The organism is Corynebacterium silvaticum (genome assembly GCF_004382825.2).
Classification (GTDB): Bacteria; Actinomycetota; Actinomycetes; order Mycobacteriales; family Mycobacteriaceae; genus Corynebacterium; species Corynebacterium silvaticum.
The window spans coordinates 252089-271452 of record NZ_SDQO02000002.1; the positions used below are offsets into that span (position 1 = coordinate 252089).

Genomic DNA, 19364 nt, shown 5'->3' on the forward strand with positions numbered 1-19364 from the left:
GCCGGGATTACCAGATCGCGACGCGTTTTTCTGGTGCGATCCACATAGGGGAATCTTCTGGCACGTCAAAGGCCTGATAGAACTCGGCGATATTGCCTGCGATGACGTTGCAGCGGAACTCCGCTGGTGAATGTGGGTCTATGGCTAGGTATTGTTCCGCTAGCTCGGGGCGGATCGCCGTGCGCCAGATGCGGGCCCAGGATAGGAAGAGGCGTTGGAGGTAGGGCTCTTCTCCCTGGTCAGCTGCATAGCGTTGATAAGCCACCACGGCAATGCCTAGGCCGCCGAGATCTCCGATGTTTTCTCCGAGAGTGAATCTGCCGTTAACGCCAGCGGATTCCTTGAGAACAGAAGGGACGAGTCCATGGAATTGCTCGACAAGCTGCGAGGTGAGCCGTGTGAATGCCTCGCGGTCTTCCTCTGTCCACCAGGAGTTCAGGTTGCCATCGCCGTCGTATTGGCTGCCTTGGTCGTCAAAACCGTGGCCAATTTCATGGCCGATGACTGCGCCGATCGCGCCAAAGTTTTCGGCGGCGTTTGCCTCGGAATAGAACGGTGCTCGCAAGATGGCGGCGGGGAAAGTGATGTCGTTGACTACCGGATTATAAAAAGCGTTGACGGTTTGTGGAGTGGTGACCCACTCGGAGCGATCTGCGGGTTTGCCCAGCTTGGAGAGCTCGTAGTCGTGGGCAAAAGCGGAACCGGCGCGGACGTTGCGCAGCAAGTCTTGGCCAGATTCGGAGAAATCTAGATCGCCATAGTCACGCCATGTGTCGGGATAACCGATCTTAGCGTTGAATTTCTCTAGCTTTTCCAGCGCGCGCTTGCGGGTTACCGGAGTCATCCACTGAAGATTCTGAATGCGTTCCCGGTATGCGGCGATGAGGTAGTCCACTAAAATCGCCATGTCTTTTTTGGAGGAGGCCGGGAAGTGCTCTTGGACAAAGAGCTGACCAATTTCTTCACCCACAAAGCTTTCCGCAAGTCCCACGGCACGCTTCCAGCGGTCGCGCTGTTCGGTTGCACCAGAAAGGGTGGTGCCAAAGAAAGCGAAGTCTGCGCGCGAGATTTCGGGGGTGAGAACTCCTGCGCGAGCGTGGAGGATATGCCAGGTAGTAAGCAGCTTCCAATCGTCGATACGCTGGGAGAGGAGGGTGTTGATGTGCTCCAAGTAGGAGGGCATCATCACGATCACGCGGGATTCAGGGAGTCCTGCCGCACGCAGGAGCGTTGCGACGTTCTCCGGAATCTCGGAAAACTCAGTTGGGTTAAAGGTTTTTAGCGCATCGCGAGTGCTCACCACATCCCAGTGCCCCTGAGCGATGTCCTTTTCTAAAGCAACGATGCGATCTGCTGCCTCCTCGGCGGATAAACCACCGAGCCGCTGTGGATCGAGGAAGCCCAGCATCGTGGCGACGTGGGACGTGTAAGCCTTGAGCACCTCTGGGTGCTCCCGATAATAAGCTTCATCAGGGAGTCCAAGCCCCGACTGCACAATGTAAGCTACGGCATCGCTACCAGCGGAATCCTTGGCTATCCAGAAACTCACGGGACCGCCGACGCCGAGGCGATCCAGCGTTCCTAATGCAGTAGCCAGGTCGCTTGTTTCTAGGAGGTCCAAATCCTCGTCGATAGCAGATATACCCACGGATTCAATTCCGGGGACGTCCATGAAAGAAGCATAAAGTTTACCTGCCCGTGAGCGAGAAGATTTCACCAACTCGTGGACATCGCTCTCCGCCTGGTCGCGCAAGCCATGAAATGTTCCATCCACGCCCCGGTCCTCGGGGATGACGTGGGTGTCGAGCCATTCGCCATTAACAAAGCGGTACAAGTCTTTCATTACAAGTTGCTGAGAAGTCATGGTCCCCAGGATATATCGAATGTTCGATGAAGAAGGTAGTTTGAACAGTATGTCTTACTTCCAGTTCCGGCCTGCGATGTCGGCAAAATCCTGGTGGCTCGTCGCTGCACTAGTCACTCTGCTTCTTGCCCTCCCCGCCGTGCTCAATGCCGTTGTTCCCAGCATTGACTTCAAACTGAAAAACGTGACCCTAGGAGAGGCAGAGAGCATTGAACTTCCGGTGTTGCTAGAAGACGGCGCACACCTGCAATGCAGAGAAGAAATGTCTGACTTGTTTCAGCCCCAATGGAATTGCGAAGGCACCAAAATTAATTCGATGGTGGTGGAAGGCAGCACAGACCAAGACCACACGCTGAGAAGGATGATGCGTTTTAACGCATTGAGCTCGTTGCCGGAAAACGCAGAGATATTCCGTGAGGGGAATATCAGGATGATCGAAGGGCCTAAAGACCAAATCGGACTAAGCCTGGCTGTACAAGGGGACGACGGTGAACAAAAAACTCTGTTTGTCCTTGTGGAAGGACCGGACGTGGACAACGCCGTGCAACTTATTGTGAACAATTTTCAGAACTATAAGGGAGTAGCCGCGTGAGCGCTTTGGTAGGCCCTGTAAAACCAGCTGCCCATCCAACGTCTATTTCTTGGGTGATGTGGGCGATTATCGGGATATCAACTCCGGTGTCTCTCTTCTTTTTGGGGGTTTATGTCTTGCTCTCTCCCAGCGGATCGGCTGTAGGCCTGCTGTGCGGAGCTGCATACCTGGTAGTGGGAACCCTGATATTTCGAGTATCCCCCATGTGGCCTAAAGCTGGCTGGAAGTGGTATTTGACCTCCCTCGGATGGGGCGCATGTTCTTCCTTTGCCCTGGTCATGGCCTCGGCGCAGCCTATTATTGACTTGACGGACAAGCTGGGTTGGAAGACCGTGAGCGCTTCCTTTGGCGGGGCGTATCCGGAGGAGATTTCCAAAGCGCTCGGCGTTCTTCTCATTCTGTTTACCTTCTCCAAGCTCAGTCGCCCGTGGCATGGCTTTGTCACCGGTGGCATAGTCGGCCTAGGCTTCGAAGTCTTTGAAAACCTGATGTATGGGGTTATTGGGGGAATGTCCGACGCAAACTCTGATGCACCTGGAGCGCTAGTGTCTTGGGGACTACGGAGCATTGCTGGCCCTGGGCTCCACGTTTTCTTCACCGCAATAGCCGGATACGGCATTGGCCTGGCCGTGTTTACGTATGGTTGGGATCGGGTACGCCGTTTTCAGGTAGCAGGCGTTGCGTTGCTAGTGGCCTTTGTTTTCCATTTCTGTTGGAACCTGACCTGGGACGGAAACCTCGCCGCTATCATCAACGTGGTCGTGGTGTCAGTATGCCTCTATCCTCTTGTTATCTATCTGTGGATCAGATGCCACAGGGATGCCACAGCTGACCTCGGCGTGATCCGCATGCCCTCGCCATTAACGCTAGTAAGCCAAGTGAGGAACGATGAATAAACGCATTGCAGTACTGGGAGTCGCGATGTGCCTAACGGCTTGCGGCTCTATCGAATCCATTGAAGGTGGCCGAGATTACAGCGGGATCGTTGTTGGGTCTCAGGCATATTATTCCAACGAAGTCATCGCTGAGATCTATGCGCAGGCCTTGGAAAAAGCAGGGCATAAAGTAGACCGCCAATTCCAGATCGGGCAGCGGGAAGTTTATATGGCTGAGGTAGAAAACGGGAGCATAGATGTATTTCCTGAATACTCAGGCCCGTTGCTGCAGTATTGGAAGCCAGACACCACGGCCTGGCTACCAGAGGACGTCTATGCGGAACTGCAATCCGCCCTTCCCGATAAGTTGCAGGTGTTAAACCAGGCAGAAGCCTCGGACCAGGATTCCTACGTTGTCACTAAGGAATATTCCGAGGAACATGGTGTGGAGTCCATTCAGGACCTTAGAAAGGTCCAGAACATAACCCTGGGGGCTAACTCCGAGGCAGAGGACCGTCCCAATGGGCCCAAAGGCCTCAAAAGCGTGTACGGAGTGGATGCCGCCTTTACTCCCATCGAGGATTCCGGCGGCCCACTAACGGTCAAAGCACTCAAAGATGGCGACATCCAATTGGCGATCATCTACAGCGCAGACCCATCTATTGCCGCAAATAACCTGGTGAGTCTCAAGGACCCCAAAGGCCAGTTTCTTTCTTCACGAGTAGTGCCACTAGCCAGCAAGACATTAGATGCAGATGCCGTGGCAGTACTTAATGCGGTGAACGCGAAACTCACCACCCAGGATTTGATTCAACTCAATATGCGTTCTGTGACAGAACAGCTGCCTAGCGCGCTGATAGCCAAGGAATGGCTAAAAACGCACTAGTGGTCAGTGTTGATATTCATCGGGCCGGGGTACCACAGTCCTGATCGTGTTACTTTCTCTGTGTTGATGGTAGCCAGATCAGGTTCCTTGCCCTGTGAGTTGGGGCGAGGGTGGTACACCTCGATGGAACCCCAATCGCGCTGCCAGTCGTTCTTGGAGTAGCTCGGAAGCTGGTAGTTGTAGTTCACCGCTTCCGCGATTCCGGTCACGCCACCACCGAAGTAATCCTGGAAGGAAGCGCCAGAAGCGCGGCCGTCTGCATCGGCGGAAATACGGAACTGAGGAATCTCCGCCACACCTGCATAGTGGTTAAAGGTGCGCTGGCAGGGGAACTGTAGCGGTACTGCCCAGTCGAGCAATCCTGGGGTATTTGCGGTGTAGACGTCGCTAAGCGTCTCAAGCGTGGGCACACGTGGCGGCGTAAACGCTAGCCACTCATCGGGACTGAGGTTGCCATCCGTTGCATGGATACGGATAACGTTGGCCTCCGCAGGAAGCTCCGAAAGCGGAAGTCGCAGGTTGCGCCATTTAAGCTCGGGGCCGATGTCAATCAGCTGCTTTTCTCCGAGCATTTCGACCTTGCCACCTGAGGCGGTGCCGTACTCAATGAGCAGCTTCTGTCCCTCTTTTTTGATTCCATCTAGGTCGAGGTGCTCGATGCTTCCGGCAGCAGAAACCGCGATGATAGGGGCAGAGTCGCTGCGTTCCGGTAGCTTGTACCAATCCGAGACTGCCTCGGCATAGTGCTGTTCGCCGCTGGTCCAGGAGCCAAGAACGGGCACGCGCGTGTAATCCAGATTAAAGGGGAGTTGTGCGGTAGAGCCGTTGACACCCACAGCTGCGCGATGTTCTTTGCCCTCGGTGTTGGTATCGGCGGTATCCGTGCTGTTGGCGGTTCCGGCGGTACTGGAGGAAGACTTGCTTTCTTCCGTGTAAGCCTCGGAGGAAATGTGGTTGGGGTCGAATGCTCGATTCTTACCAAAAGTGAGTGACTCACCCAGAGTGCTGTGCAGTGGCTGGAGGAAGGACTCGTTGGTGTTTGATTCCACGAGGACGTCGTTAGCAAGGTTGCACGTATTGCCCGCAGCCGCGCGCAGGTTGCCTAAGCCGACAGAATAGGCAGGATACTGCGAAATGAATCCTTTACCTAGGGACGCCATAGAGAACGCCACGGCGAGGATGCTGAGTATCGCAATCGGAGCAGCCGCCAGGCCTTCAAAGCGCTGTTTGCGGAAATCCGCAGGAGCCTCGCCGCGTTCTTCTGCCACGTCCTTTTTAAAAGACTGCAAAACGCCGATGGCCAACACGATGAGTGAAATAAGCAGCATCACGGTAGAAGCTTCGATCTCATGGATCTGAATCGTCTTATCCCACCACGGCACGCTGTAGCTAGACGTGTACCACCAACCGTTTGTGCCGGAGAGCGCGAAGGCAAACACGAAGAGTATTCCGCCCGTGAGCAGGGTGCGTGATCGCGGAGAACGCAACGCCATGTGCGAGAGTGCGACCGCGCCAACGCCAGCGAGAGCCGCTGCGATACCAGCCCATACGCCGAAGTGGTGAGTCCACTTGGTAGGCGTGAACATCATGAAGAACAGCGTTCCGACCATGACGAGGAGCAGGCGGAAAACCGGTCCCTTGTTGCTGCCGGGGACCTTCCCGTTTCGCAGGATTGAGGTGATAACGAGAGCGACTGAGACGAAGGTGAAGAAGACACCGACCCTTCTGGCAAAAGAACCGTCTACGGTCTGCTGCATGAGCACCTGATAACGCGCGAATTCGTTGTACCAGATTAACGACGGTCCCGTCTCCGAGCGGACATGAATGGACTCGAAGACGTTCATCAGGGTTTGGTCGCCGAAAACAGCAACCAACACCGCAGTGCCGGCGGCAGCAAAAGGTGCGACCATGGCAGCGATGCTGAAGGCAGGTTTGCCTCCCAGGAGCGGGATTCTGCGGTAGATGATGCGGATCAGGTACGACAAACCAGCCAGCAAGCAGGCCACAGCCATGAGACCAGTAGGGCCGCAAGCGAGGGTGAAAGCTGCAAGAAGCGTTCCCACGGCAGCCGGGAGGAGGCGTTCAGTCTTGATGGCGACCTCGAAGGAAAGCCATGTGAGCAGAGTGACAGCAGCGATGATCGGTTCTGGACGCAGGCCGTTGTTGTACGCCAGCCAGAAGGCAAGGAATACAAAGGCCATGGTCCATTGAGAGACGCGTCGTCCAGCAATTTTTTCTCCCAGACGCGGGAGAACCTCGCGGGAAAGCGCGAACCACACGATAAGACCAGAGATCAGGGAAGGCAGTCGCATCCAGATAGAAGACGTGGAGACATGCGACATGAGACCTAGGAGATCATAGTATGGTGCGCCGAATGGTGATTCCGGAACGCCAAACCAACGGTAATAATTGGCCATATAATCAGCGTGTGCCGCAATTCGGCCCATGGCGAGGATGAAGCCGTCATCGGAGGTGTTAGCGCCGATGAAATACCAGAAGCCCAGGATTGCAACGACGATGGCGTCGAGTCCGCGAGGGCGCCACGCGCCTTGTTGGAGGAAACGCACCTTTTTGTTGTCTTGCAGATCTAGCAGACCCAAGCAGACAAGAGCAATCACGGTCATGATCCCGCCCAGCCACATAGCTGCATACTTTGCGGTGGTGGGGGAGGTGGTAAAGCGAGAGTTAATCTCTACGTCGACTTTAAGCCCCGCGCTGCTGAGAGCGCCCGCAGCCTGAGATTCGAGTTCGGAATACAGGCCTGTGAGTTGCGGGCGCTTGTCTTCATATATAGAGCCGCTGTGCTCACCGACGGAAGCGGTGGTCGCATCCTTGGTGGAGGAGACGGTGATCGTGGCGTCGGCAGGCAGTTTTTTAAGTTCATCCGCAGTAAGCTCAAAGACCAGCTCGCCGCGGGATGTGATCTGGATTCCGCTGTCAGAAGAACGCACAAAGAGGCCACGAGCTGCGGCATCTTCGCTGTCCTCAGGCAGAGTTCCTACGATGAGGCTTTGTCCCGGGCGGAGTTTTTCAGAAGCGCTAATCGGAATAGTCGCGTTAAATTCCTGTGGGGAATAGCTCATCAACGGCGCATTCACGCTGTTGAGGTTTCCATTCTGCGGCCAGGACAGGGATGACTGCACCTGATTGACTGGCATAAACGGCGTCAAAAGGAAGAATAAGAAGCCGAGCACACCAGATAAAACCGCCAAAAGTTTTAGCGTTCTCACTGGATTCTGCGAAACTGAACTAGACACGGAATTCGAGTCTACGTCATGCTTATCCACGGGTCACCACCACAAATGGTCCTACCTGATTGACCTTCCAGGGGGTGCCTTCGCCGGTGAAGACCTCAGGGTTGATTTTCACTCCGCGGAAACGAACATTGGGGTTATTGGGGTAGATGTCTTCCGCAAGGTCAAAGTTCCAGCCACGTGAGTTTTCTGCCGTGGCATCGGCGCGGAAAATAAACGCCTCGGGTGCTTTCCACGGAGTGGACTGCAACGCGCGGTCGAAGGCCTGTGGGTCCTTGAGCTGCTGCCAGCTGTCCATCGCCCACTGTTCTATCGTTTTATTCCGCTCGTTGAACTCGCCGAGAGGGTTTGCATAGTGTGAGGTAAACGCCTGGAAACCGCGGTAGGGGTAGTAAGCCATGAAGTTCATCTCATCCGTGAGGACCACAGTCTCACTGGGAATTGAGCCTTTTTCCCTCAGGATTTCGTCGATACTTGCATAGTATTGCGTGGCATCTGCAGGATAGCGGTCTGCCCGCTCGCCGTTTCCATCTGTGCTGGAATAAGCGTGGTCGATGGAGTGCGTGTTCTTAGCGGGGATATCCTGCGCATATTTGATGCCGGCAAGAGCGACCACGATAGCAATGACCATCGTGATCTGCCGTGAAGTGCTGGGAGAGAACTGGACCGGGTAGAGGCGGTGGATTCCCACGAGGCGGAAGTCCGCTATAGCCAGTACGCCTGCGGTGGCTAGGAGGATCGTGATAACGGGGTCCAACCGGAAGCCAAGGAGAGTTGATCCTGTGAGCGTGACGGCCATGGATGCGATGACCCAGATATAAGCAACGACGATAGCAACGCCTAGTGAGTTGATATCCGGATCTGCCGCTCGAGCAAGGAGATAGATCAGGCCTAGCATGCAGAGGATTCCTACAATGCTGGCGGCAAACATAGGCAGCGGAATTTCCGTGCCCTCAACGGGAAGGAAGTGGGAGGCGGTGGCGCCCGAGGTGTGTTTGCCGCTTAAGAGGAACGTAAAGTACGGGCCCCACGCGATAGCGGCGATGGCCATGGAAGAAACGCCGATAATGACGATGCGTCCGATAGGCTTCCACGAGCGCAGGATCAATGCGGAAATGACACCGGTGATGGAGACCAAGCTCAGGGCGATAATCGCGGTGTAGAGGGTGTACATGGATGCGGAAACACCCAGGTAGAAAATGATCGCAAGAATGGCGCTTTTGCGTCCCGACAAGGCACGACGGCCGATAATAACCGCGGCTGGTATGCCCATTGCGATAACGCAGGCGTAGGGCTCTTCTGCACACATGACGAGTGCAACGGTGGTGGTTACTAAAGCGATGCCGGTGGCTACGGGCAAGCTGCCGACGATACGCTGCCACACCGGCACGAGGACACAGCCGGCCACGCCGAGGGAGATCAGCGAATACGGTTGAAATACTTCCCAACCGGGCAAGCCGAGGAGTGCTCCTAATCTACCGCCGAACCAGAACCACGCGCCGGGGTAATACGCTGGCAGGTCGATGTAGTTCATATCGGTGAGGTGCCAGGAGTCTGTAAGCCGCGTCATGTATTGGGTGCGGAAAACCTGGTCCACGGTCAGGCCATCGAGATAGAGCTTGGTCGGGGAGAGCGGTATTCCGAGGGAAGCCACCACCAGACCAGCTGGAGATAGGTAGGTTACAACATAGGTAAGCCAGGTCAGCCAGCGAGGCCGTTCTTGGTTTGTCTTCTCATAATGGACCCACCCGATCAGGAGGGCCGTGACCGCAAAGACAACCAGAAGCGTGCAGACAGTGGCTAGAGCGCGCGTGACCAGGGAAGGCCCGAATGCTGGGAGATTGACCTGCTTGAGTATGAACCAGGAGATGAAGGTAAAGAGCCCACCTCCCAGGATCGCGGCGGCTATTCCGAGCAGCGTGCGCGGGCCATCTTGGATGTCGGGAGTGTAGTCAAAGTCGTAGCTTTTGTCCCGTGGGTTGGCCTTATCCGGGTGCTTGAGCATCACCGGAAATGGGTCGCTGGCTGCAGCGGAGGTGTGCGGCGCTTCCGAGTCGTCTTTCGGCGGTTGGGAATCTGCGTTGCGGGCACGAATGATCATAGAGAACAGTGTGTCACACGCTCTTGAGAGCTTTAAGAAATACCGTTGATATTCTTGCCGGTGACAGCGGCTTTAGTGATGATCATCACTGATTTTGCCGCTGAAGTACAAAGCCGCCGTGCATCGCACGGCGGCTAGAAAGTTAGAACGGTAGCTTTCGGAAGATCGTCTGTGGGATGAACTTGAAAGCAAGCGAGACATATTCGAACAACGGGTGAACGAAGATGGAGCTCTTGCCGGACAAAACTGCCTGGACAGTTGCCTTAGCTACGTCCTCGCGATCCACCGTCAGCGGAGCCTCTCCTGCATCGGCGGACATCTTGGTGCGTACCTGGCCGGGGCGCACGACAAGGACGTTAACGCCGTAATCGCGGAGCGCCTCACCGAGGTTGACGTAGAAGCCGTCCATGCCGGCCTTGGATGCGCCGTACACAAAGTTGGAGCGGCGAACACGCTGACCTGCAACAGAAGACAGTGCAACGATGGTGCCGTGGCCTTGAGCCTTGAATTTCTCTGCGAGAAGCACACCAACGGACACCGGTGCGGTGTAGTTGGTTTCAGCGCTTGCCACGGCCTTGGACTGGTCCTGCCAGAGCTCTTCCTGGTCTCCGAGGGTGCCGAAGGCAACGATGGCTACGTCGACATCTCCTACCAGGAATGCCTGGTCGATGACGTCAGCGTGAGTGTCAAAGGCGGTTGCGTCGAAGTCGATGACCTCAACAGCGGATGCGCCAGCGGATTCGATGGCCTTCACGGCGGCGTCGATACGCGGCGATTCCTTGCGTGCAGCAAGGGTAACGTGCGCAGGGCCGTGAGTAAGGAACTCGTTCACGATGGCTAGGCCGATCTCGGAGGTGCCACCGAGAAGGAGGATGTTTTGGGCTTTGCCCACTGCGTTCAGCATAGGAATCTTTCTTTCGGCGGATTAGTGCAGCTCAAGGCGGCGGGACATGTCGGAAGCGAAGACGCCGGTGGGGTCGATCGCGTTGCGTGTCTTGAGCCAGCCTTCCATGCCCGGGTACATCGAGTGGAAGTTCTCGGCGCTGGCACGGGACTCTTTAGCTAGGTAGAGACGTCCACCGAACTCCATGACGCGACGGTCAAGGTCATCGAGGAACTTGCCCAGGCCTGGCTTAATGGGGAAGTCTACACAGACGTTCCAACCTGGCATTGGGTAGCTCAACGGTGCGCGGTTTCCTTCTCCGAAGAGCTTGAACACGTTGAGTGCGGAGTAGTGTCCGGAGCGCTGGATGTCACGGACGATGTCCTTGAACGGCTCGACGGCCTCGCGCGGAACGACGAACTGGTACTGCAGGAAGCCCTTGGAGCCGTAGCCACGGTTCCACTCTCCGATGAGGTCGAGTGGCTGGTAGAACTGGGTGAGGTTTTGCACCTTATTCTTGTAGGTGCCCGACTTGAGCCACCAGAGTTCACCGATCGCCATCATGGAGAGCTTGTTCATGGTGAAGGACGGGAAAATGTCCGGCACTGTTACCAGCTGCGGAGCATTGAACTTCAGCGGATCCTTGGCCAGCTTGGGGGAGAGCTCTTCCAACTGGGCAAGAGTTGCTAGAGAACCACGCGAAATGGCAGCACGGCCGAGCTTAGGCTCTGGGCTGATGGCATCGAACCATGCGGAAGAATAGGTGAAGTTGGACTCGGATCCGTCGGAGTGGAATTCCACGGTTTCATCGAGGTTAGCGGTGAGGTCACCGTCTGCAATGAAGTACGCAGTCTCGGTCTTGGTCATGCGGATCTTCGCGCGGACAATGATGCCGGTGAGGCCCATGCCGCCAACGGTTGCCCAGAAGATAGAGCCGTCTGGGTCGTCTGCGGAGCCTTCTGGCTCAAGGTGCAGGATGCGACCATCGGAAACCAGTAGTTCCATGGACGTGACATGGTCGCCGAAAGAACCCGCCGAGTGGTGGTTCTTTCCGTGAATGTCTGGACCAATAGCGCCACCAATGGTGACCTGGCGGGTACCAGGAAGGACAGGAACCCACAGCCCGTAGGGGAGAGCTGCCTTCATCAACTGGTCAAGGGTGACGCCGCCGTCAACGTCGACGATGGCAGTCTCTGGGTCAATAGAGTGGATCTTGTTCAAAGGCTGCATGTCAATGACAAGGCCACCAGCGTTTTGTGCAGGATCGCCGTAGGAACGGCCCATGCCGCGGGGAATTACACCACGGCGCAGATAATCTGGCTTGGAGTCATTTTGCTCGGCGACTTGGCGCACGGCCTTGACGATGGTCTCCAAATCTGGAGTTGCGAGGACCTCTGCCGTCGTGGGGGCAGTGCGTCCCCAGCCGGTGAGTTTCATGGCTTCTGTGTGTAAGGCTCCGGAGACACCGCTCGAAGCTGCGGTGCTGGACGTGCCCTTGGCGCTCGTCATCGTCTAACCACCGTACCCGTTTACTTCCGAATGTGACCACGTCTAAGCGTGCTGGAAAGGGTGGTTTTCCTCACTAAAACGCGTTTAGAGGTCCATCATGTCGCGAATTTCCTGAGGGAGTTCTTCCTGCGACGTAATCTGCGGGCCGTCATATTCTTCAAGGATTTGGTAGACGCGTACTCGGGAAGCACTATCCAGCATAGGGATCTCTTCAGCCATGAGTAGTGTCATGCGCGAGTCCATGGGAGTATTCGTCTGCTCAGCAGCAATATGTGTTTCGACGGCCTTCTTTTTCTTGAGGAATCCAAACATAGAAGTCACTGTACCTCCTGCGGAGTTCGCTACTCTGGAGTGCATGAAAGACACCACTGCTGCGCCGCGCGCTAGAAATGCAGACCCTTTAGATGACACCATGACGGGACGCATATCCCAGGTCGCTGCCGTAGGTCTGGTCACGGCCCTGCCAGATTATGTGCACAATAAGACATGCCGATGGGTTATCAGTACTGTCATTCTCGGTTCTCTACTAGGCGTTGCGTTGTACGCAAACACGCAGGATGATGATCCGGATAATGACCCCGACGTAATCGCGGCACACGTGCGAGAGAAGCTGGAAAGCGACGAAGCGAAAGAATTTGGTCCGGTTGCTACGTGGGCTTCCTTTGCTGTGCTGCTGCTGGTGATCATCGGGATCAATAAAATAGATCGAGCAATCACCAAAAAAGTCGTTGCATTTTTGCGTCGCCGCGGCGTGTCCAAGCCCCATACGCTCCTCGGCGTCCTCGGGGCGGCGCTGGTTTTTGTTTCTTCCGGTGATCCGAAGTGATTAGCATTATCGACGTCCTCGGGGAGGCGCCGGATCACACCGTTGTGCTCTGGCACGTGCACACGGACCCCAACTATCCCACCAGCCTCATGTCCGGGGCGTGGATGCTTGGGGCGGGGGAAGCTACGCCCGTCGATAGGCTTCCGGACCTGCTTGCAGGAACAATGGCCCTTCCCCTGAATGACAAAGCTCGCGCGTTAGTAAGTGAGTGCATCGGTCTTGACGACGTTGCAGACGCAGTGCATGCGGGGCTCGATACCATCAAGAAGGAAGTCGCACGAGCAAAAGCGGAGAACGAAAAACTCATCGCACCGCGTTTCGAGGCCATCATGGACATTTCTCCGGAGGACTTCCGTGACGCATATCGGGGCGAACCTCGGGTGCGAGACGCATGGATGATGGCCAGTGCGGTGGCTGGCTGGATGCAACAATGGCTCGACATAGAATCCGTGCGCAGGAGCCGCGCGTACCTCAAAGAAGCGTTTGGCTCTGAGCCGCGGCCGCTACCGCTGCGCTAAAAATCGCTACGCTGGGCAACATGATACGGCGCAGCGGAGTGATCTCGATGAGTGAAGCCCGTCTGCGCCGTGGGAGGCCCGTCACCCGGCGCAGGCGGGCCAGGGTACTACTTTTACAGCTTAAGGTGGTCCGATGCGGCGGGGAGCCTGCATCGAATCATTGGTCTGAGAGACACGCTTAAGCTTGCGGGGGTCGCTGAGGTTATCAAGACGTGTTTTGGTTTTGATGCCGCTTCACCGCAGTCTTTTTATCGTTGTGGCGAGCAGCTGTCCATGAACGACTGTCTTCATGAGCATGTCGCTGCGATTCGCGCCGGGCAGCTCGAATATGACTGGGAACTGTGGCGAGTACGCCTTTCAATCCTGGGGACATATTCCCGTGAAGCTTCCACGCCGGAGGCCGTATGCTTGGGAGGAAACGGGAACCTCTATGAACCGGATATGCCAGTGGATACGGCTCGGATCAATATGGCTATTGGAGGTTTGTCCCATGCACATGAGGAAGTCGTCTCCATTATCCAACGCACCCAGGAAACTGGGCTGATTCCGCTCCTGCAGGCGCTAGGGCTTGAGGACGAGCCACACCACGTCGTGCCTGGCCTGCATGCTTTGCCTGTGGAAGAATCGCGTCAGGCACGGGATGCGTGGTGGTCACTGGTGATCGGGATGGCGTGCCTGGGCGGGGAAGCCTTGAGGCTGCGGGTCGCCGGGCGGCTCATGCGGAAGCTGGGTTGGCAGGAGGAGCTCACGGATGAGCGGATTCGTGAATTGTGCGGGGCGTCGATAAGCAAGCTAGAAGAGGTCGGCGGATGTGGCGTTCACGACGCGCTATCCGCTGTGGAAAGAATCGATATCTACCGGGAATTGCTCCGCAAGAGGTAAAATCGCGCCCCGTGGCTAATTCCAACACCGGCGCGCATGACGCCAACGTGACTATCAGGACCTCTTCGGAGAGCGTGACTTCTCAAGGCATCAAGTTCATCATCTCCGGAGGCATCTCCGCGGTCGTGGATCTCGGGCTGACCTACCTGTGTCAGATCATTTTTGGGTTCTCTGCCGCAGGCGGACGCACCATTGGGTTTATTTTTGGCACGATTACCGCTTACCTGATCAACCGGCGTTGGACATTCCATGCTGAGGCATCGACCAAACGGTTCTTGCAGGTAGCTGCGCTGTATACCATTACCTACTTTGTTAACGTGGGCGGGCATGCGCTGCTCTTCTCGCTCTTGACTCATTACGGGTTGAGCGAGCGCATTGCCCTTGTTATTGCTTTCGTGATCTCGCAGGGGACAGCCACGGTGATCAACTTCTTTGTTCAGCGCATCTTTATTTTTAAGTAGTTAAGGCCGTTCAAAACGCTCCGAGCGGCCCATGCGGTGGAGCTTGAGCCATTGCATAAATCCTCGAGGATCCTTGCGCTGGATAAGGAAGAACCACCCAAAGCGCGCATACTCCTGAGGAAGAAGTCGACGCATGCCGGGTTGGTTCATGAGGTACCCGCGGTTGCGGTAGGTGAAGAATCGTTTTCCCTCGTTATCGGGGTATTGCGTGTGCATACGGCCACCAAGAATTGGCTTGAACTCATCCGAGCCGTCCGGGTGGAGATATGCGGCGGTGAGGCAGGTGCCAAACTTGAGTCCGGAGCGCACGAGGCGGCGATGATATTCGACTTCATCGCCTCGGATAAACAGACGTAAATCGGGGACTCCGATGCGTTGCATGGCATGGGCGGAGATCAAAGCGCCGTTGAAGAGTGAGGCGATGCCTGCCAAAAAGTCTTCGTTGCCGAGTTCGCTACGGAACCTGCGCCAGGTGGTGCCACGGCGCAGCGGGAAAGCCAGCTGGTCGGGTTTTTCTGCGTTGCAGACAACCGGGGAGACCTCATCGAGGTGATGTTTTTCCGCTACCTGTAAGAGCGTTGCCAGAACGTGCTCGTCTTCTGGCCGTCCGTCATCGTCGGCGCACCAGACCGCGTCGGCGCCTAGTCGCAGCGCTGTGAGGAAGCCAAGGGCAAACCCACCAGCTCCGCCTAGATTATGTTTGCTTCCTAGATAGACGGCGCGCTCGCCGGCAATATCGGTAACTAGGCTCTCGACGGCGGGGTCGTCACCGTTATCCACAACGATGATGTGATCCACGGGGTGTGTCTGTTGCGCAACGATCTTCAGGGAATTCTGCAACAGTTCAACGCGGTTGTGGGCGACAATGACAGCCGCGATGCGACCAGTAGAAGCGATAGGCATGGGGTTTATTGTGGCATAGTCTGCACAGGGCGAGGAGATAGTGGTTATCGCTGTGATGGGATTGCCCAATTTTGGTTGTGATATGTACCTCTCGGCTATTGGCGTTGGACTGAAAAATAGCACGTTGGTACGGTTATTTTCAGTTATTGACAGAGTGAATTATAAGGGTTGGAAAAACTAACTAAGGGTAAGCAAAGAAAAAGCTATCCGGTAGTGCAGAACGGTAATAGGATCCGTACTTATGACTAAGGAATCCTATCGTTCTAGCCGGCGCGGTTTTCTCCGTGCTGCTGTGTCCACACTCACGGCAATGGCATTAGTAGGCGGACTCAGCGCTTGCTCCAATGAAAAACCTAGTGAAGCAAAAACCGGCGCACTCTCTGTCTTTGCTACCACTGGTTATATCGGCGATGCCGTGAAAAACATCGCGCCCGACGCCGATGTCACCGTGATGGTGGGGCCTGGCGGAGACCCGCACACCTATCAGCCGACCACTCAGGATGTTTCCAAGATCAAGACATCCAACGTTGTCCTCTGGTCGGGATTGCACATGGAAGCCAAGATGCTGGATGAACTGGCTGCACAGGGGGATCGGCAGGCAGCGGTGGCGGAAGCAATACCGGAATCTGAGCGTCTTGAATGGCCGGAGCTTGGCGACAACGGTGAAAAACTCTGGGACCCACACGTATGGAACTCCACGGGAAACTGGAAGTACGTTGTTGATGCGATCGTGAAGAAGCTCTCCGAGGTAGACAAAGAAAACGCGGAGACCTACAAAAAGAACGCTGAAGCGTATATAAAGCAGATCGATGAGACCGCGGCCTATGTTAAGGAGCGTATCGACGCCATCCCTGCGGAAAAGCGCATCCTGATTACTGGACACGATGCCTTCAATTATTTTGGCAAGCAGTTCGGGCTAGAGATTCACGCCACAGATTTTGTTACCTCGGAGTCGGAGATGTCTCCTACTGAACTGGCAGAACTGGGCGCGTTCATCGCAGAAAAGAAAATACCGACGATCTTCCAGGACAATTTGGCCAATCCACAAGCTATTAACTCGCTGAAAGAAACAGTGAAAGCAAAAGGCTGGAACGTTGAGGTCTCAGATAAAGAGCTTTATGCGGATTCGCTCGGAGAATCGGCGCCCACCGACACCTATCTGGGTGTTTTAAAGTATAACGCTGATGCCATTAAGGCAGCTCTGGCCACGTAGCGGGAAGCACCCCGTAAAGTAACAGCTGGTAGTGATTTTCACTCGCATGTGGTGATTGAAGATAGAAGGGCAAAGCGGCTAGTGGATGTGGCACTGAAAATGACAGGTATCAGCGTGAGCTATGGACCTACGGTGGCCTTGGAAAACGCAAGCATTGAGGTTCCCGCCGGTGCCGTGATGGGCTTTATTGGGCCCAACGGAGCAGGGAAATCCACGCTTATCAAGTCTGCGATCGACCTTGTAGATCATGATGGTGAGGTCTCCTTTTTTGGTTAGCCTCTTTCGCACGTGCGTGATCGCGTTGCTTATATGCCGCAATCTGCCTCCGTGGACTGGGATTATCCCATCACGGTGGAGCAGGTGGTGGGGATGGGCCTGTATTCCCGCGTGGGGTGGTTCAAGCGTCTCACCGGTGCACACCGCGAGGAAGTTCGGCATGCCCTTGAGCGGGTGGGCATCGTCGATCTGGCTAAGCGTCATATCTCTGAGCTTTCTGGTGGCCAGCGCCGTCGTGTCTTTGTGGCAAGGATTCTGGTGCAAAATCCTGACATCTTCCTGCTGGACGAGCCTTTCGCCGGTGTCGACGCAGCCAGCGAACGCGTGATCCGCGATGTCTTGCATTGTTTATGTGAGGCTGGAAAATCGGTGGTTATTGTTCATCATGATTTGTCCACCGTGGCAGAGCTTTGCGATCACGTGACCGTTATCAATCGGCGAATCGTGGCAACTGGAACTGTAGAAGAGGCGTTTACTAGGGAAACCGTGAACGCTGCATTTGGCCTGGGGTTGCTATGAGTATTATTGATTTTCTTGCCGAGTTCTCCTATCGGCGGGTGGTGTGGGGAACGCTGCTCATTGGGTTGTGTTCAGGGGCAATGGGAACGTTTTTGTACCTGCACAGACAGTCCATGATGAGTGACGTGATCGGTCATTCTGCGACTCCCGGTGTAATGGGCGCCTTTCTCTTCTTTGCCACTACGCCGTGGCTTAGCGAGTCACAGCTACTCGCCGACTGGGGCATCGACGCCCGCTCGATGCCGGTGATCACCATCGGGGCAATGATCACGGGGTTGGCTTCGGCAGTGTTGGCCAATGCGGTCGCTGATAGCACTCGTATTGGCATCGACTCAACGATGGCGGTCATGCTCTCGCTGTTCCTAGGAGGTGGCCTGATATTGCTTCAGGTGATTCAGCGCGGTCATATTCGGGGCAAGGGCGGAATTGATGAGTTGATGTTTGGCAACGCAGCCACATTGACTAATTTGGACGTAAAGACCCTGCTTGTGGTGGCCATAGCGATTCTGGTGCTGATGGTCGTTCTGTGGCGGCCTTTTACGCTGGTCACTTTTGACCCAGTTTTGGCCCAGGTCTCGGGTATGCCGCGGTGGGTATCGCATGTGCTTTTCTTATTGGTCGTGGTTGCGATTGTGATTGGGGTCAAAGCGGTCGGCCTGATCTTGATGATCGCCTTTGCAGTATTTCCGCCGGCGGCTGCGCGCCAGTGGACTCGGACGGTGGCTCAGATGGTTGTGGTGTCTGGCTTGATCGGCGCGGTTTCTGCAATTGTGGGCTCATACATCTCTATTTCTGCAGGTAAAGTGCCCACGGGGCCGGTGATCATTTTGGTGCTTGCGGCCTTTGTACTCGTGGCTCTTGTGGCTTCCCCTCGTCGCGTGGCGGTGGTCCGATGAGTTTCGCAGCATCTGTCTCTGTGTTGGCGCTCGTGGTGTCTTTGACCGCGGCGATCCCCGGTATCGTGCTGGTGTTACGTCGGCAAGCTATGCTTTCCGACGCCCTCTCTCACGCCGTTTTACCCGGTATCGCGGTGGCGGCGCTCTGGACTGCGTCCCCGGACGACCCTCTCTTGTTAGTGGGCGCGACATTAAGCGGCGTTGCGGTGATAGCCCTCACCGAGTGGATTCGCGATCGGAAGAAGGTCACGGAAGACAGCGCGACTGGCCTGGTGTTCCCGGCATTCTTTGCCATTGGCGTCATCCTCATCTCCACACGCTTTAATACCTCGACGATCTCGGAACACACCGTGCTGGTCGGAGACCTCAATATCGCAGCACTGAACCACTGGGTAGCGTGGGGAATCGACTTTGGCCCGAAGAGCGCATGGACGATAGGCATAGTGGGGCTCGTGGCATTGGTCGTTGTTGTGCTGGCGCGTAGGCCCCTGATGATTTCTACTTTTGATCCCACATTTGCCGTAACCGTGGGGATTCGGACTCATTTGTTGAATTACCTGGTCATGGTGTTGGTATCGCTGACTATTGTGGTGGTTTTTGATGCCGCTGGCGCGATTCTGGCCGTGGCGTTGATGATCGTCCCGGCGGCAGCAGCGCTGATGATCACCCGCTCGCAAGCGGCAATGGTGGTGATGACATTGGTGATCGCCGCGGCCAGCTCACAGGTTGGTTTTTGGGTGGCGTATCGGATTGATGCCGCCACGTCTCCGACGATGGCCTTTGTCGACGGTCTTATTTTCCTTGCCCTCTGGATCGGTGTTCGTGTGCTGCGCAAACGCAAAGAAGCTCGCATCCGTGCGGAGGTTGTTTAGCCTGCCCATTCACACACATGAGGGAGACTTATTG

At 55.7% G+C, this 19364-nt stretch carries 16 protein-coding genes and 2 pseudogenes; 11 read left to right on the forward strand and 7 right to left on the reverse strand.

The window, feature by feature from the left end; translation table 11 throughout:
- Positions 1–7: 7 nt before the first annotated feature.
- Positions 8–1864 carry a M13 family metallopeptidase gene (locus ET810_RS05310; protein ID WP_087453158.1) on the reverse strand — a complete coding sequence of 619 codons (1857 nt, stop codon included), beginning with the start codon at positions 1862–1864 and terminating at the stop codon, positions 8–10.
- Between the two features lie 49 nt (positions 1865–1913).
- On the opposite strand from ET810_RS05310, the gene ET810_RS05315 reads away from it, so the two are divergent.
- From ET810_RS05315 to ET810_RS05325, 3 genes are read left to right on the forward strand one after another with little or no spacing between them, the layout of a single operon-like run.
- On the forward strand, positions 1914–2456 hold the full coding sequence (locus tag ET810_RS05315; RefSeq protein WP_225870186.1) for a hypothetical protein: 543 nt from the start codon (positions 1914–1916) through the stop codon (positions 2454–2456).
- A 56-nt stretch (positions 2457–2512) separates the two neighbouring features.
- Entirely contained in the window at positions 2513–3352 is an 840-nt protein-coding gene (locus tag ET810_RS05320; protein WP_225870227.1) for a PrsW family intramembrane metalloprotease, read from the forward strand.
- Positions 3345–4217, forward strand: a complete 873-nt coding sequence (locus ET810_RS05325; protein WP_087453161.1) for an ABC transporter substrate-binding protein — start codon at positions 3345–3347, stop codon at positions 4215–4217. Before ET810_RS05320 ends, ET810_RS05325 begins: the two co-directional genes overlap by 8 nt.
- Here the strand turns inward: ET810_RS05325 and ET810_RS05330 are convergent.
- The 5 genes from ET810_RS05330 to ET810_RS05350 form a co-directional block, all read right to left on the reverse strand.
- Positions 4214–7504: an arabinosyltransferase domain-containing protein gene (locus tag ET810_RS05330; protein ID WP_087453162.1), complete on the reverse strand. Its 3291-nt coding sequence runs from the start codon at positions 7502–7504 to the stop codon at positions 4214–4216. The two genes, ET810_RS05325 and ET810_RS05330, sit on opposite strands and share 4 nt — an antisense overlap.
- Positions 7497–9572: a galactan 5-O-arabinofuranosyltransferase gene (locus tag ET810_RS05335; protein ID WP_087453163.1), complete on the reverse strand. Its 2076-nt coding sequence runs from the start codon at positions 9570–9572 to the stop codon at positions 7497–7499. The genes ET810_RS05330 and ET810_RS05335 overlap by 8 nt, the downstream gene beginning before the upstream one ends.
- A gap of 142 nt (positions 9573–9714) precedes the next feature.
- The gene (locus tag ET810_RS05340; protein WP_087453164.1) at positions 9715–10476 is read right to left on the reverse strand and encodes a decaprenylphospho-beta-D-erythro-pentofuranosid-2-ulose 2-reductase; all 762 of its coding nucleotides are present in this window, start codon (positions 10474–10476) and stop codon (positions 9715–9717) included.
- 21 nt (positions 10477–10497) lie between these two features.
- Positions 10498–11964, reverse strand: a complete 1467-nt coding sequence (locus tag ET810_RS05345) for a decaprenylphosphoryl-beta-D-ribose oxidase (RefSeq protein ID WP_087453165.1) — start codon at positions 11962–11964, stop codon at positions 10498–10500.
- Positions 11965–12048: 84 nt separating this feature from the next.
- Positions 12049–12276 (reverse strand): hypothetical protein, encoded by a 228-nt coding sequence (locus ET810_RS05350; RefSeq protein WP_031269850.1) that lies wholly within the window; start codon positions 12274–12276, stop codon positions 12049–12051.
- 43 nt (positions 12277–12319) lie between these two features.
- Between ET810_RS05350 and ET810_RS05355 the strand changes: the two genes are divergently transcribed.
- The 4 genes and pseudogenes from ET810_RS05355 (at position 12320) to ET810_RS05370 (ending at position 14651) form a co-directional block, all read left to right on the forward strand.
- A complete protein-coding gene (locus ET810_RS05355; protein ID WP_134316083.1) occupies positions 12320–12790 on the forward strand; it encodes a hypothetical protein in 471 nt (156 codons plus the stop codon).
- On the forward strand, positions 12787–13308 hold the full coding sequence (locus ET810_RS05360) for a hypothetical protein (RefSeq protein WP_087453166.1): 522 nt from the start codon (positions 12787–12789) through the stop codon (positions 13306–13308). The genes ET810_RS05355 and ET810_RS05360 overlap by 4 nt, the downstream gene beginning before the upstream one ends.
- A gap of 20 nt (positions 13309–13328) precedes the next feature.
- Positions 13329–14190: pseudogene (locus tag ET810_RS05365) on the forward strand (hypothetical protein).
- A gap of 11 nt (positions 14191–14201) precedes the next feature.
- On the forward strand, positions 14202–14651 hold the full coding sequence (locus tag ET810_RS05370; protein WP_087453167.1) for a GtrA family protein: 450 nt from the start codon (positions 14202–14204) through the stop codon (positions 14649–14651).
- Here ET810_RS05370 and glfT1 read toward each other — a convergent pair whose 3' ends face one another.
- Positions 14652–15554, reverse strand: a complete 903-nt coding sequence (glfT1, locus tag ET810_RS05375; protein WP_087453168.1) for a galactofuranosyltransferase GlfT1 — start codon at positions 15552–15554, stop codon at positions 14652–14654.
- Positions 15555–15795: 241 nt separating this feature from the next.
- Between glfT1 and ET810_RS05380 the strand changes: the two genes are divergently transcribed.
- The 4 genes and pseudogenes from ET810_RS05380 to ET810_RS05395 all read left to right on the forward strand — a co-directional run bounded on the left by ET810_RS05380 (position 15796) and on the right by ET810_RS05395 (position 19330).
- Positions 15796–16767 carry a metal ABC transporter substrate-binding protein gene (locus ET810_RS05380; protein WP_134316082.1) on the forward strand — a complete coding sequence of 324 codons (972 nt, stop codon included), beginning with the start codon at positions 15796–15798 and terminating at the stop codon, positions 16765–16767.
- A gap of 99 nt (positions 16768–16866) precedes the next feature.
- A pseudogene (locus tag ET810_RS05385) lies at positions 16867–17562 on the forward strand (metal ABC transporter ATP-binding protein).
- Positions 17559–18458, forward strand: coding sequence for a metal ABC transporter permease (locus ET810_RS05390; protein WP_134316081.1), 900 nt, complete (start codon positions 17559–17561; stop codon positions 18456–18458). Before ET810_RS05385 ends, ET810_RS05390 begins: the two are co-directional and overlap by 4 nt.
- Positions 18455–19330 (forward strand): metal ABC transporter permease, encoded by an 876-nt coding sequence (locus ET810_RS05395; protein ID WP_134316080.1) that lies wholly within the window; start codon positions 18455–18457, stop codon positions 19328–19330. The genes ET810_RS05390 and ET810_RS05395 overlap by 4 nt, the downstream gene beginning before the upstream one ends.
- The last annotated feature ends 34 nt before the right edge of the window (positions 19331–19364 follow it).